14 protein-coding genes are annotated in these 13,432 nt (G+C 71.5%); 11 read left to right on the top strand and 3 right to left on the bottom strand.

Features of this window, described 5'->3' with window-relative positions:
• Window positions 1-27 precede the first annotated feature (27 nt).
• Window positions 28-450: a DoxX family protein gene (locus ACZ7HT_RS25945; protein ID WP_471170328.1), complete on the top strand. Its 423-nt coding sequence runs from the start codon at window positions 28-30 to the stop codon at window positions 448-450.
• Window positions 451-516: 66 nt separating this feature from the next.
• Here the strand turns inward: ACZ7HT_RS25945 and ACZ7HT_RS25940 are convergent, their stop codons facing one another.
• Window positions 517-1,416: a GNAT family N-acetyltransferase gene (locus tag ACZ7HT_RS25940; protein WP_471170325.1), complete on the bottom strand. Its 900-nt coding sequence runs from the start codon at window positions 1,414-1,416 to the stop codon at window positions 517-519.
• Between the two features lie 328 nt (window positions 1,417-1,744).
• Here ACZ7HT_RS25940 and ACZ7HT_RS25935 point away from each other — a divergent pair, with 328 nt between their 5' ends.
• From ACZ7HT_RS25935 to ACZ7HT_RS25925, 3 genes are all read left to right on the top strand, one after another.
• Window positions 1,745-2,185: a nitroreductase family deazaflavin-dependent oxidoreductase gene (locus tag ACZ7HT_RS25935; protein WP_471170322.1), complete on the top strand. Its 441-nt coding sequence runs from the start codon at window positions 1,745-1,747 to the stop codon at window positions 2,183-2,185.
• Window positions 2,186-2,450: 265 nt separating this feature from the next.
• Entirely contained in the window at window positions 2,451-3,926 is a 1,476-nt protein-coding gene (locus tag ACZ7HT_RS25930) for an FAD-binding oxidoreductase (protein ID WP_471170373.1), read from the top strand.
• Window positions 3,927-3,977: 51 nt separating this feature from the next.
• The gene (locus tag ACZ7HT_RS25925; RefSeq protein WP_471170319.1) at window positions 3,978-4,832 is read left to right on the top strand and encodes an aldo/keto reductase; all 855 of its coding nucleotides are present in this window, start codon (window positions 3,978-3,980) and stop codon (window positions 4,830-4,832) included.
• Between the two features lie 59 nt (window positions 4,833-4,891).
• On the opposite strand, the gene rfbA is transcribed toward ACZ7HT_RS25925, so the two are convergent.
• Window positions 4,892-5,767 carry a glucose-1-phosphate thymidylyltransferase RfbA gene (gene rfbA, locus ACZ7HT_RS25920; protein ID WP_471170317.1) on the bottom strand — a complete coding sequence of 292 codons (876 nt, stop codon included), beginning with the start codon at window positions 5,765-5,767 and terminating at the stop codon, window positions 4,892-4,894.
• 58 nt (window positions 5,768-5,825) lie between these two features.
• On the opposite strand from rfbA, the gene ACZ7HT_RS25915 reads away from it, so the two are divergent.
• Entirely contained in the window at window positions 5,826-6,248 is a 423-nt protein-coding gene (locus tag ACZ7HT_RS25915; RefSeq protein ID WP_471170313.1) for an acyl carrier protein, read from the top strand.
• A gap of 241 nt (window positions 6,249-6,489) precedes the next feature.
• Window positions 6,490-7,260 carry an AfsR/SARP family transcriptional regulator gene (locus ACZ7HT_RS25910; protein ID WP_471170310.1) on the top strand — a complete coding sequence of 257 codons (771 nt, stop codon included), beginning with the start codon at window positions 6,490-6,492 and terminating at the stop codon, window positions 7,258-7,260.
• A 62-nt stretch (window positions 7,261-7,322) separates the two neighbouring features.
• On the opposite strand, the gene ACZ7HT_RS25905 is transcribed toward ACZ7HT_RS25910, so the two are convergent.
• Window positions 7,323-8,180 (bottom strand): class I SAM-dependent methyltransferase, encoded by an 858-nt coding sequence (locus ACZ7HT_RS25905; RefSeq protein ID WP_471170307.1) that lies wholly within the window; start codon window positions 8,178-8,180, stop codon window positions 7,323-7,325.
• A 192-nt stretch (window positions 8,181-8,372) separates the two neighbouring features.
• On the opposite strand from ACZ7HT_RS25905, the gene ACZ7HT_RS25900 reads away from it, so the two are divergent.
• The 5 genes from ACZ7HT_RS25900 to rdmE are packed head-to-tail and all read left to right on the top strand — an operon-like array spanning window position 8,373 to window position 13,319.
• Window positions 8,373-8,810, top strand: coding sequence for a SnoaL/DnrD family polyketide biosynthesis methyl ester cyclase (locus ACZ7HT_RS25900; RefSeq protein WP_471170304.1), 438 nt, complete (start codon window positions 8,373-8,375; stop codon window positions 8,808-8,810).
• A gap of 44 nt (window positions 8,811-8,854) precedes the next feature.
• Window positions 8,855-10,021 carry a methyltransferase gene (locus tag ACZ7HT_RS25895; RefSeq protein ID WP_471170301.1) on the top strand — a complete coding sequence of 389 codons (1,167 nt, stop codon included), beginning with the start codon at window positions 8,855-8,857 and terminating at the stop codon, window positions 10,019-10,021.
• Complete coding sequence (gene rdmC, locus ACZ7HT_RS25890; protein ID WP_471170298.1) at window positions 10,014-10,910, top strand: anthracycline biosynthesis tailoring methylesterase RdmC; 897 nt, start codon at window positions 10,014-10,016, stop codon at window positions 10,908-10,910. The genes ACZ7HT_RS25895 and rdmC overlap by 8 nt, the downstream gene beginning before the upstream one ends.
• A 44-nt stretch (window positions 10,911-10,954) precedes the next feature.
• Entirely contained in the window at window positions 10,955-11,668 is a 714-nt protein-coding gene (locus ACZ7HT_RS25885; protein WP_471170295.1) for a class I SAM-dependent methyltransferase, read from the top strand.
• A 55-nt stretch (window positions 11,669-11,723) separates the two neighbouring features.
• Entirely contained in the window at window positions 11,724-13,319 is a 1,596-nt protein-coding gene (gene rdmE / locus ACZ7HT_RS25880) for an aklavinone 12-hydroxylase RdmE (RefSeq protein ID WP_471170292.1), read from the top strand.
• Window positions 13,320-13,432: the final 113 nt, after the last annotated feature.

The following is a 13,432-nucleotide window of genomic DNA, read 5'->3' as shown; positions in this document are numbered from 1 at the left end:
CAACTCCCCCCTCCCGAAGGATCAAAGATGTCGAAACGCCTCATGACCGCTCTGTACTGGTTCCTGGCCTTCGAGTTCGCGCTGGGCGCCGTGACCAAGTACTGGCCGGGTGACACGATGTTCAGCTCGGCGTACTCCGCGAAGTTCGCCGAGTGGGGGTACCCGTCCTGGATGCGCTTCGTGGTCGGTGCCCTGGAAGGTGTGGCCGCCGTCCTGCTGGTGATCCCCGACAAGCGGACCCGCTTCCTGGGCGCCACGACGCTGATGTTCGTGCTCACCGGCGCGGTCACCACCCACATCGTCAACCACGACCCGCCGGTGGAAAGCTGGGCCGCGCCGACCCACCTCGTCATCATGGGCATCCTCGCGCTGGCCAACTGGCCCGCCGACTGGCGAGACCTCGTGCGGACTCCCACCAGGCCCGCCGCAACACCACTTCCCATGAAGTGACGACCCGCCGACCTCGCGGTCCGAGCCCGCCTTCGGCCCGGACCGCTCACCGCGTGCTACTCCCCGCTAGGCGGCCTGGCCCGCCGGGCGGAAGTTGATGCGTTCACGGATGACGGGGAAGCCCGCCTTGGTGAAGTTCCCGGCCATGGGGAAGTTGGCCCGGTCCGTCGCTCCGCTGATGAACTCCGCGCCCTGCTCGACGAGAAGGTGGGTGCACTCGGCGAGGAGGTCGTAGGCGTAGCCGCGACCGCGCTGTTCCGGGACGACTCCGATGAAGCCGATGGTCGGGCCGGAGGGGTTGTGGGCCGGGATGTGGATGCCGGCCAGGTCGCCCTCCGGGGTGCGCGCGATCTGCCACCACTCCCGTGGGGAGGGGCACCAGTGGAAGAAGTCGAGTTCCTCCTGGGCGGCCTGGTCGAGGCCGCCCTCCTCCATCGCACTGAGCGCGTGGGCGTCCAGGGTGGCGGAGTGGATGCGGCGCAACGCGTCGAAGAACACGGCGTCGTCGGGTTCCGCGCTGAAACACAGGCGTCCGGGCCGCTCGGGCAGACCTCGCTCCGGGGTCCAGCGGTACAGGAAGCGTTCCACCAGGAGTTCGTACCCTGCGGCTCGTGCGGCGGCGAACCGGGCCTCGGCGTCAGCGCGCAGGCTGGTCTCTTCCCGCCAGCCGCCGGGCAGGTTGATCTCGAGTTCGACCTGCCAAGGAGCTGAACGCAGGAGTTCGGCTCCGGCCTCCTCCTCGCCCTCGGCCACGTCGAACCAGTTGATGTTCACGGGCTCCGAGTCGTCGGGGCCGCCCCACCACGCGCCGCGTGCGACGACCTTGCCGTCGCGCAGGGCGACGCGCTTCCAGTCAGGGCGGAACCGGGTGCGCTGATGGGCTTCACCGGCGCCCAGGGGGTCGGGAAGTGTGTCGAAGAGATGAGCATCGCTCGCGGAGAGCGCGCGGATGACCGGACCGGTCATGGATTCCTCCGGGATACAGGCTGCTTGGAGCGCCCCCGGTCAGAACTGACGAAGCACGCCGGGACAGCGAAAGAGGGAGCGCTGGAAAGGTGTGGACTGCACGGCACTCGCCTCCTTCCGTTCGTCTCAAGGCGTGATGCCACGGTACGTGATCTTCCGCGGGTCCGTCCACGGATTTCCGCGCCCCTTGAAAGGCCCTCCGATCTCTCCGGTCGAGACCGCGTCGAGGAACGGTCGAAGCGGTGGTGGGGATGGCTGGAAATACTCAAACTGTGATACTCAAACTGTAGTATGCGAGGGCGCGGTCGCCACCGGACGGAGTGAGTGCATGGACAGGCAGGACGAGGTGCTGGACAGCTCGACGAGCTGGGTCGCCACGCATGTGCGGCGGTACCTGGCGAGCGACGGGGCCAAGGGGCACATCTGGTACGGGAAGCCGACGCTCGTGCTCACCACCCGGGGGCGTACGTCCGGGGTGCTGCGCCGGACCGGACTGATCTACGGCGAGGACGGCGGGAACTTCGTCGTCGTCGGGTCCAACGGAGGATCCGACCGGAATCCGCAGTGGTACCTGAACCTGCTCGCCGACCCGCGGGCCCGGATCCAGGTGGCGGCCGACGTGTACGAGGTCGTCGCCAAGGAGGCCGAGGGGGAGGAGCGGGACCGGCTGTGGGACGCGATGGCCGCGATCTTCCCGCAGTACAGGAGCTACCGGAAGAAGACCGAGCGGAGGATCCCCGTCGTGCTGCTGGAGCCTCGGGAGTCGTAGGCGTGCGGTGACGGGAGGGCCGGGGAGCCTCCGTCACCGAGTGGGGCGGGCCGGCGCGGTGAGGGCCCTGTCTTCGGGGGGCCACCGCGCCGGTTCCCCCTGCTCGATGTCCGTACGTCGTAAGGGGAGTGTTGTGGGGAGATTCAGCCGCCGTGGGTTCCTGACCGCGGCAGCGGCGGGGGCCGCGACCGTCACCGCGACGGGGGGCGCGCAGGCGGAGACCGCCAAGCCGCCCAGGCCCGCGTCGTGCCCGCCCGAGACACGGATCACGACCGTGGGGGCGGGCGACGCCCGGTACCACGAGCTGGTCGCCAGGGGGTTCAACGGACGGTTCACCGGGGCGCCCGACCGGGTGCACGTGGTGCACTCGGCCGCGCAGATCGCCCAGGTGCTGACCGCCGCGGTGCGGGAGGGCAAGAGGGTCGCCGTGCGCAGTGGCGGCCACTGCTTCGAGAACTTCGCCGATCACCGTGACGTCCAGGTGCTCATCGACACCTCGCCGATGCGCGCGGTCCACTTCGACCGGGAGCACAGGGCGTTCGCCGTCGAGCCGGCCGCCACGCTCGCCGAGGTGTACCGCAGCCTGCACTACGACTACGGCGTCACCCTGCCCGCCGGGGTGTGCCCGCAGGTCGGGGCCGGAGGCCACGTCGCCGGCGGCGGGTACGGCCCGCTGACCCGCCGCGACGGCGCCGTCGTCGACCACCTGTACGGCGTCGAGGTCGTCGTCGTGGACGCCTCGGGCCAGGCCAGGGTCGTCACCGCCACCCGCGAACCCGACGACCCGAACCGGGAGTTGTGGTGGGCTCATACCGGGGGCGGCGGCGGCAACTTCGGCATCGTCACCCGCTACCTGTTCCGGTCGCCGGGCGCGCAGGGGAGCGACCCCGAGTCGCTTCTGCCGAAGCCGCCGACCCGGCTCCGCACCACCTTCGTCACCTGGTCGTGGGCCGACCTCGACCTGGCCCGCTTCACCCGGATCGTGCAGAACTACAGCCGCTGGTTCGAGGCGCACCACGCCGATCCGCGCTACGCCAGCCTCTACAGCACCCTGCACCTCAACACCCATGCCATCGGCTCGATCTCGATGGAGGCCCGCTTCGACGGCGGCCGCTCCGACGCGGTCGATCTGATCGCCCGGTTCGTCGCGGCGGTCAACGAGGGCAGCGGCCTGACGCCGGCGATCGAGCACCAGGACGAGCTGTGGCTCCAGGCCACGCTGGGCGCCCGCTTCGACACCGGCGGGTACGACCGGCACAAGTCGAAGAGCGCCTACCTGCGCCGGACCTGGACCGCCGAGCGGATCGCGACCGTGCACCGCCACCTGACCGACCCCGCCTTCGAGGGATGGGGGGCGGTCGACCTCTACTCGTACGGCGGCCGGCTGAACACCGTGCCCCCCGCCGCGACCGCGTTGCCGCAGCGCGACTCGATCCTCAAGGCGTGGTTCTCGGTGACCTGGATGGACCCGGCCACGGACGGCCTGCACCTGCGCTGGATCCGCGAGCTGTACCGGGACGTCTTCGGGGACACCGGCGGTGTCCCCGTGCCCAACGCCGACCACGACGGCTGCTACATCAACTACCCGGACACCGACACCGCCGACCCGGCCTGGAACACCTCCGGCGTGCCCTGGACGACCCTCTACTACAAGGACAACTACCCCAGGCTCCAGCGGGTCAAGGCCGCCTGGGACCCGCGGGACGTCTTCCGTCACCCGCTCTCCGTCCGGCTGCCCTGACCGTCGCTCCCGGACGTCCCACCCGAACACCGCACGAAGGGAAACGAGCTCGTGGAGTCACGCCGAGCCGTCGCCACGCACCTCACCCTGGGCGGCGACCTCACCGTCCGCCGCCTGGGCTTCGGCGCGCTGCGGCTGACCGGCCCCCATCACTGGGGACCCCCGGCCAGACCGGAGAAGGCGATGGAGGTCGCGAGGGAGGCGGTCGCGCTCGGCGTGACCTTCATCGACACCGCCGACGTCTACGGGCTCGGCGCCAACGAGGAACTGCTCGCCGCGGCCCTCCACCCGTACGCCCCCGGCCTCGTCGTCTCCACCAAGGCGGGCGAGGTCCGGCCGGGGCCGCACCTGTGGCGGGCCCTCGGCAAGCCCGACTACCTGCGTCAGCAGGCCGAGTTGAGCCTGCGCCGGCTGCGTCTGGAACGCGTCGAGCTGTTCCAGCTGCACCGGGTCGACCCACAGGTCCCGCTGGAGGACCAGGTCGGGGCGCTCAAGCAGCTCCAGGACGAGGGGAAGATCCGGCACATCGGGCTCTCCGAGGTGACCGTCGAGCAGATCGAACGGGCCCGTGCCGTCGCCCCCATCGTCAGCGTCCAGAACAAGTACGGCCTCGACGACCGCCGTTACGACCCCGAGCTGGCCTACTGCGAGCGGGAGGGAATCGGCTTCATCGCCTGGAAACCGCTCGCCGGGGCCGCCCGCCCGGCCGCCGGCAGCGCCCTGGCCCGGGTCGCCGCGGAGACCGGCGCGTCACCGGCTCAGGTGGCGCTCGCCTGGCTGCTGCACCGTTCGCCGGTGATGATGCCCATTCCCGGCACCTCCTCGCCAGGACACCTGCGGGCCAACATGGCCGCCGAGGGGATCGCGCTCGACGAGCAGCAGTCCATGCTGCTCGACGAGGGGTGACCGCGGTCAGCGACAGGGCCCGGCGGCCACGGCCGCCGGGCCCTGTCGGCACGTCCGGTTCAGGAGCGCATCTCGTCCGCCACGGCCATCACGTAGGAGCCGTACCCGGAGCGGGAGAGCCGGGCGCCCAGCCGGTGGCACGCCTCCGCGTCGATGAAGCCCATGCGCAGCGCGATCTCCTCCAGACAGGCGATCCGCACGCCCTGCCGGTCCTCCATCGTCTGCACGTACTGGCCGGCCTGGAGCAGCGATTCCGGTGTGCCGGCGTCGAGCCAGGCGAACCCTCGTCCGAAGGGCACGAGTTCGGCGCGCCCGGCGTCCAGGTAGACCTGGTTGACGTCGGTGATCTCCAGCTCGCCGCGGGGCGACGGGCGGACCTGCCGGGCGATCTCCACGACGTCGTTGCTGTACAGGTAGAGGCCGGTGATGGCGAGGTTGGACCGGGGCTTCTCCGGCTTCTCGGCCAGCGACACCAGCCGCCCCTCCTCGTCGACCTCGCCGACGCCGTACCGCTCGGGGTCGGTCACCGGGTAGCCGAAGAGGACACAGCCGTCGAGTCCCCGCCGGTGGGTGGCGAGCAGGTCGTAGAAGCCGTTCCCGTGGAAGATGTTGTCGCCGAGGACGAGCGCGACGTCGTCGTCCCCGATGTGGTCGGCGCCGATGAGGAACGCCTGCGCCAGCCCCTCGGGGACCGGCTGCTGCGCATAGGTGAGGGAGAGCCCCAGCTGGCTCCCGTCACCGAGCAGGCGCTGGAGCTGCGGAATGTCGCCGGGCAGCGCGATGATCAGGATGTCGCGGATGTCGGCGAGCATGAGCGCCGAGAGCGGATAGTAGATCAGCGGCTTGTCATTCACCGGAAGTAATTGTTTCGAAACGGCAAGGGTGATGGGATGCAAACGGCTTCCGTGGCCGCCTGCAAGGACAATTCCTTTCATGACTCCTCCTCTTCCGGGGTCTTCTCGAAGACCTTAGGCGGCGGAGTTACGGCAAACAATGCAGGTTTTCCCGGAGTCGACCGTCGTGCGAGGTCAGGGGGGATTGAAGCACTTCCGTCCGGCGTCCTCGATCGGTTCTCGAGTCTGCCGCTTCCGTTTCTGCATAGGGTTCGATGCGTGGCTGCGGCCCATTGCCAGATCGACCATGAGGGAAGGTAGGACGATGGCGAAGGAACTGACCGCCGAGCGTCTCTTCGGGATCCTGCGCGAGTGTGCGGGGGATGAGGAATCCGTAACAGGAGCGGAACGTGCGCTCGACGTGGAGTTCGCCGAGCTGGGGTACGACTCCCTGGCCCTCCTGGAGACCGCCGCCCGTGTCTCGCGGGAGTACCGGGTGGACATCCCGGAGGAGGAGCTGGCGGAGGTGCGGACGCCGGCCGCCTTCCTGGAGACCGTCAACCGGCTGCTGGCCGTGGCATGACCACCGCGGCCGGCAGTCCCTGGCCTTCGCCAGGTCCCGTCGTGAGGTGCCACACCGCGGATCGGTCCCAGAAGTTCACATTCCGTGGACTCCTGGGAACGCTCGGGGGACCCGAGAGGTTAAAGAACCTGGAAAGCACTGTCTAAAGCTGACCCATGGGGGAACCATCGTGAAGCTAGGTGTCTTAGGGCCGCTGTCCGTACAGGTCGGCGCAGACTCGCACACCCCGAGCGCACCCAAGATGAGAAGTGTGCTGGCGACGCTCCTCGTACACGCCGACCAGGTCGTGCCCGTCTCGTCGCTGATCCGGGAACTATGGGACGAGGATCCGCCCGTGAGTTGCCTGACCACCCTGCAGACATACATCCTCAATCTCCGCAAACTGCTCGCCGCGGCCGCCGGACTGACCACCCGGCAGGTCGCCTCCGAGATGCTCGTGACCCGCTCCGGCGGTTACCTCTTCCGCCCCGGCCAGGACGATCTGGACGTGCACCGCTTCCACGAGCTCGTCGCGGACGGACGCCGCGCCCTGTCCTCCGGGGACGACGTGACCGCCCTGGCCACCCTCACCAGCGCGCTCCAGGTCTGGCGAGGACCGGCCCTGGTCGACGTCTCCGCCGGCCGCATCATCGAAGGGCGCCGCCAGCAGTTCGAGGAGTCCCGGCTCGTCGTCCTCGAGTACCTCGTCGACACGCAGCTGAGACTCGGCATGTACCGCGAGGTCCTCACGGAGCTGGCCGCGCTCACCGCGGACAACCCGTACCACGAGGGACTGCACGCGCAGTACATGCGCGCCCTGTACCTCAACGGGCGGCGCGCCCAGGCCCTGGAAGTGTTCCAGCGGCTCCGGGTCAACCTCGTCAACCACCTCGGCCTGGAGCCGGGGCTCGCCGCCCAGGAACTGCACCGCTCCATCCTCAACGCGGAACCGATCGACGCCCAGGGCGGCCTGCGCCGGCCCACCGGTGACATCGTCCGCATGTCCTCCGCGGGCGCCTCGCGCGTCTACTGACAGCCCGTGGGGCCCGGTCCGTGCGCGGACCGGGCCCCACGGGCGTTCGCGCGAGGGGCCGCTCAGCCCCCGACGGAGGCCAGCACGAACCGCACCGGCGTCGGCAGACGCAGCGGAGCGTCCCCCCGCAGCCGGTCCAGCTCCGTGATCAGCCGCTTCCGCAACTGCGCGCTCTCGTACGCCGGCAAGTGCTGCCAGAGCAGCCGCATTCCCTGGGTGTGCGACCAGTCCACCCACGTCGTGCCGTCCGCGGCCGCCAACTGGACGTGCTCGTCGGTGATCTCGACGTCCTCGAAACCGGCCCGGACCATCGTGGCGGTCAGTTCCTCCCCGTCCCCGAGCCAGCTGTTGAACCGGCGTTTCAGCGCCTCCGGCTGCCACTCCGTCGGCAGGTTGCGCAGCAGCCGCTCCGGGATCAGCTCGGTGAAGACCGGCGGCAGGAACGGGAAGGTGTCGTCCGTGAAGACCGGGCTGGTGAAGGCGATCCGGCCGGCCGGGCGCAGCAGCGCCGCGTACCGCCCCAGCGCCTTCGGCGCGTCCGGCAGGAAGATCACGCTGTAGCTGCCCGTCACCGCGTCGAACGAGGCCGGCGGGAGATCGGGGTGCTCGCCGTCCATGACCCGCACCTCGACGTGGCGGGTGCCGAGCGAGGCGGCCCGCCCGCGGGCCGCCTCCACCATCGCGGGTGCGATGTCGATGCCGAGCACGTGACCTGAGGGGCCGACCCGGTCGGCGGCCGCGAACAGCACCGCGCCGCGGCCGCAGCCGACGTCGAGGATCCGCTCGCCCGGGCGCGGTGCGACCCGCTCCACGAGCCGCCGTCCCATGGGCGTGAAGAATTCGACACCCATCTGGTCATAGGTGGCGGCCGCCTCGTTGAACGCCTCGGTCACCGTTGTTTTGTACTTCGTCTCGTCCATGGTTCCTCTCCGGATGAGGTAGCCCGATGCGACCACCTTCTCCACTGGATCTGGAACGGGAGTCGACCCGTGCTCGGCGCCCGCTCGAATTCCGCTTCCCTTTCGGTCGACGAGCCCGGGATCGGATTGTTGCGGGCGTTCCGGGAAGTCAGGATGGGGCCACCGCCCCTTTTCCCGACGAGGAGGTCCGCCGTGGCCGATGGCATCGACATCGTGCGCCGCATGGTGAACGCGTACAACACCGGAGACGTCGAGGACGTGGCCGAATTCATCCATGACGAGTATCTGAACCCCGGCGCCCTGGAGCACATGCCGACGCTCCGTGGCCCCGAGGCGTTCGCCCTCGCCGTCACATGGCTCAAACGCACCTTCTCCGAGGAGGCGTTCCTCGAGGAGATCTCGTACGAGGAGAACGGCAGCTGGGTTCGCGCCAAACTCGCCCTCTACGGCCGCCAGGTCGGCGGACTCGTCGGAATGCCGGCCACCGGCCGCCGCTTCTCCGGCGAGCAGATTCACCTCATCCGGATCGTGGACGGAAAGATACGCGACCACCGCGACTGGCCCGACTACCTCGGCACCTACCGCCAGCTCGGCGAGCCCTGGCCGACCGAGGAGGGCTGGCGGCCCTGACCCCGCCCGGCCCCCGCACCCTCCGTACGCAGGGAAGGAACACGGTGAGCAGCACGCCCCCCGCCGGCCCCGCCGGCCAGACCCGGGAGACCGGACGCACCGACGGCACGGCCCTGTCCGCGTCGTCGCCGGGCCCCACCGACCAGGACCTGGACATCCTGCTCAAGCAGCTCGGAAACCTGGTCACCCCGATGGCCGTCCGGGTCGCGGCCACCCTCCGGCTCGTCGACCACCTCCGGGACGGCGCCACCACCATCGGCCTGCTGGCCGCCCGGACCGGAACCCACGTCCCGACCCTCGCCCGTCTCGTCCGCCACCTCGTCGTCACCGGCGTCCTGGAGGGCGACGGCGAGGACGGCACGCTGCGGCCCACCCGGCTCGGACTCCTGCTCGCCGACGACCACCCGGCCCAGCAGCGGGCCTGGCTCGACCTGGACGGGGCCATCGCCCGCGCCGACCTCGCCTTCGCCGGACTCCTCGGCGCGGTCCGTACCGGCCGGCCCGCCTACCAGGACCGGTTCGGCCGCCCCTTCTGGGAGGACCTCTCAGCGGAGCGGGGGCTGGCCGACTCCTTCGACGCCCTGATGTCCTGCGACGAGGACCTCGCCTACGACGCCCCGGCCGCCGCACTCGACTGGACCGCCACCCGGCACGTCCTCGACGTCGGAGGCGGCGACGGCGCGCTGCTCGCCGCCGTCGCGCGGACCGCTCCGGAGGTCCGCGGCACCCTCGTCGAACTGCCGGGACCGGCCGCGCGGGCCCGCCGCCGGTTCGCCGAGGCCGGGCTCGGCGAACGGTTCGCGGTCGTCGACGGCAGCTTCTTCGACCCGCTGCCGGTCACCGCCGACACCGTCGTCCTCTCCTTCGTCCTCCTCAACTGGTCGGACGAGGACGCGCTCGCCGTGCTCCGCCGCTGCGTCGAGGCCCTGGAGCCGGGTGGCAGGCTCGTCGTCATCGACCGTGCCGACCGCGCCGGCGACGGCGCCGACCGCTTCTTCTCGACCCTGCTCGACCTGCGGATGCTCGTCTTCATGGGCGGCCGGGTCCGTACCCGCGACGAAGTCCTCCGGCTCGCCGCCGACGCCGGGCTCGTCCTCGCCGCCGAGGGCGGCAGCGGCTCCCGCACCCTGCCCTTCGACTCCTCGATCCTCGAGTTCGTCCACGCCCCCGCGCCGACCCCCTCAGCCAAGGAGGAGCACCGCCATGCCTGAACGCCTCGTCCCGAGCGGCGACGTCGAACTGTGGAGCGACGACTTCGGCGACCCCGCCGACCCCGCGCTGCTGCTGGTCATGGGCGGCAACCTCTCCGCGTACGGCTGGCCCGACGAGTTCACCCGGAGGCTCGCCGACGGCGGGCTGCACGTCATCCGCTACGACCACCGGGACACCGGCCGCTCCACCACCCGTGACTTCGCCGAACACCCCTACGGATTCGACGAGATGGCCGCCGACGCGGCAGCCGTGCTCGACGGCTGGGGAGTGGACCGGGCCCACGTCCTGGGGCTCTCCATGGGCGCGACGATCTGCCAGGTGCTGGCCCTCGACCACCACGACCGGCTCCTCAGCCTCGCCCTGATGCTCGGCGGCGGCCTCGACGTCGACTTCGACGGCAACATCGAACGCGTCATGCGCGGCGAACCCACCGCCGACGGGCTGCCCGGCCCGCAGCCGCCGTTCCTGGAGGCCCTGGAGCTGATGTCCCGGCCCGCCGAGGGCCGGGCCGAGGAGATCGACAAGCGGGTCCGCAAGTGGCGCGTCCTCAACGGCGACGCGGTCCCCTTCGACGACGCCGAGTACGCGCTGTGGGAGGAGCGGGCCGTCGACCACGCCGGCGGCGCCCTCGTCGAGCCGTACGCGCACTACCAGCTCACCCTGCCGCCGCTCGCCCGGGCCGCCGAGCTGTCCCGGGTCACCGTGCCCACCCTGGTCATCCAGGCCGAGCGCGACCCCATCGCCCCGCCGCCGCACGGCAAGCACCTCGCCGGCCTCATCCCCTCCGCCCGGCTGGTCGAGATCCCCGGGATGGGCCACGCCCTGCCGTCCTCCGTCCACGAGCCGCTGGCCGCGGCCCTCCTCGCGCACGCCCGCGCCGCCCGGTGACCGGGCGGGAGCGGGCGGCGGAACCGACGGGAGCGGGACACACCATGTACGGAAGGGACCTGGCCCAGGTCTACGACCTGGTGCACCAGGAGCGCGGCAAGGACTACCGCGTCGAGGCGGAGGCGGTGGCCGCCGCCGCCCGCCGGCACCGCCCGGACGCCTCCCGGCTGCTCGACGTCGCCTGCGGCACCGGCGGTCACCTGCGCCACTTCGCCGAGCTGTTCGACCACGTCGAGGGGCTGGAGCTGTCGGAGCCGATGGCCGTCGCGGCCCGGGCGGCGCTGCCCGGGACGACGGTCCACCCGGGCGACATGCGCGACTTCCGGCTCGGCACCGAGTTCTCGGTGGTCACCTGCATGTTCGGCTCCATCGGCTACATGGAGTCCACCACCGAACTGCGCCTGGCGCTTGGCATGTTCGCCCGCCACCTGGAGTCCGGCGGGGTGGCCGTCGTCGACCCCTGGTGGTTCGACGAGACCTTCCTCGACGGCTACGTCTCCGCCGACGTGGTCACCGTCGACGGCGTGACCGTCTCCCGGGTCTCGCACTCCGCGCGCCGGGGCCGCGCCTCACACATGGACGTACACGTCGTCGTCGCCGAACCCGGCGTCGGCGTACGGCACTTCGTCGACCGGCACGTCATCTCGCTGTTCAGCAGGGAGGAGTACGAGGCCGCCTTCCGTGCGGCCGGGCTCCAGGTCGAGTACCTGCCGGGACAGCCCTCCGGGCGGGGCCTGTTCGTCGGCGTCCGGACATGACCGGGGGAGCGGGCGCCGCCCGCGCACGAGAAGTGAACGACACGAGAGGAGCGGCATGAACGACCACGAGGTCGACGTCCTGGTGGTGGGTGCGGGTCTCGGCGGCCTGTCCACGGCGATGTTCCTGGCCCGGCAGGGCGTCCGGGTGCTCGTGGTCGAGCGGAGGCCCGGGCTCTCCCCCTACCCGCGCGCCGCCGGGCAGAACCCGCGGACCATGGAGCTGCTGCGGATCGGCGGCGTCGCCGACGAGGTCGCCCGGGCCGACGACATCCGGGGCGAGCAGGGCGACTTCGTCATCCGGATCGGCCGTACCGTCCGCGGCGAACCCTTCCGCGTGGTGTCGGAGAGCTTCGACGACATGGTCGCCGCCACCGCCCCCTGCACCCCGGCCGGCTGGGCCATGCTCTCCCAGGACAAGCTGGAGCCGATCCTCCTGTCCCAGGCCGAACGGCACGGCGGCGCCATCCGTTTCGACACCCGGCTGGTCTCCTTCCGGCAGGACGACGACGGCGTGACGGCCACCCTCGAGGGCCCCGACGGCGGCTACGAGCTGCGGGCCCGTCACCTCGTCGCCGCCGACGGCAACCGCAGCGCCGTCCGCGAGTCCCTCGGCATCGGACGGTACGGGCACGGCACCCTCGCCCTCATGGTCGGCGTCATCTTCGACGCGGACCTGACCGGCCTGCTGGAGGCCGGCGCCACCGGCTGGTACTACCTCCACCACCCCGAGTTCACCGGCACCTTCGGACCCACCGACCGCCCCGACCGCTACACCCTCTTCGTCGAGTACGACCAGGAGAAGGGGGAGGGGCCCGCCGACTTCACCCCGGAGCGGTGCACCGAGCTCATCCGGCTCGCCCTGGAGGCGCCGGCCCTGGAGCCGGAGATCATCGACATCCAGGGCTGGGAGATGGCCGCCCGGATCGCCGAACGGTGGCGCGACGACCGGGTGTTCCTCGTCGGCGACGCCGCCAAGGTCACCCCGCCCACCGGCGGCATGAGCGGCAACGCGGCCGTCGCCGACGGCTTCGACCTCGCCTGGAAGCTCGGCGCCGTACTGAAGGGCCAGGCCGGCCCCGGCCTCCTCGACACCTACGAGCAGGAACGGCGCACCGCAGCCGAACTCGTCGTCGCCGAGGCGCTGGCCATCTACGCCGAGCGGATGGCCCCGCACATGGCCGACGTGTGGGACCGGTCGGTGGGCTACGCCGAGACGCTCCTCGGCTTCCGGTACCGCTCCACCGCCGTCCTCGCCGAGGACGACGAACCGGCCCGGGTGGAGAACCCGCTGGAGCCGACCGGCCGCCCCGGCTTCCGCGGCCCGCACGTCCCGGTCCTCCGCGACGGCGAACCCGTCTCCACCGTCGACCTCTTCGGCGACGGCTGGACCCTGATCGCCGGTGAGTCCGGTGACACCTGGGCTCCCGCCGCCGAACGGATCGCGTCCGAACTCGGCGTCCCCGTCAGGGTGTTCCGGATCGGGACCGACCTCGCCGACCCGGACGACCGGGTGCCCGCGCGGTACGGCACCGGCACGTCCGGCGCCAGCTTCGTCCGCCCCGACGGCATCGTGGCCTGGCGCACCGACGAGGCCCCCGCCGACACCGCCGCCGTCCTCGGAGACGTCCTGCGCAGCGTTCTCCACCGGTGACGACACGCGGCGGGGGGGGGGGGGGGGGGGGGGGGGGGGGGGGGGGGGGGGGGGGGGGGGGGGGGGGGGGGGGGGGGACCGGTGGGGGAGGTCTCCGGGGGGTTAAGAGGACG

The sequence above is a fragment of the Streptomyces sp. NPDC037410 genome (assembly GCF_055602235.1).
This window is presented reverse-complemented; position numbering and strand designations above follow the sequence as displayed.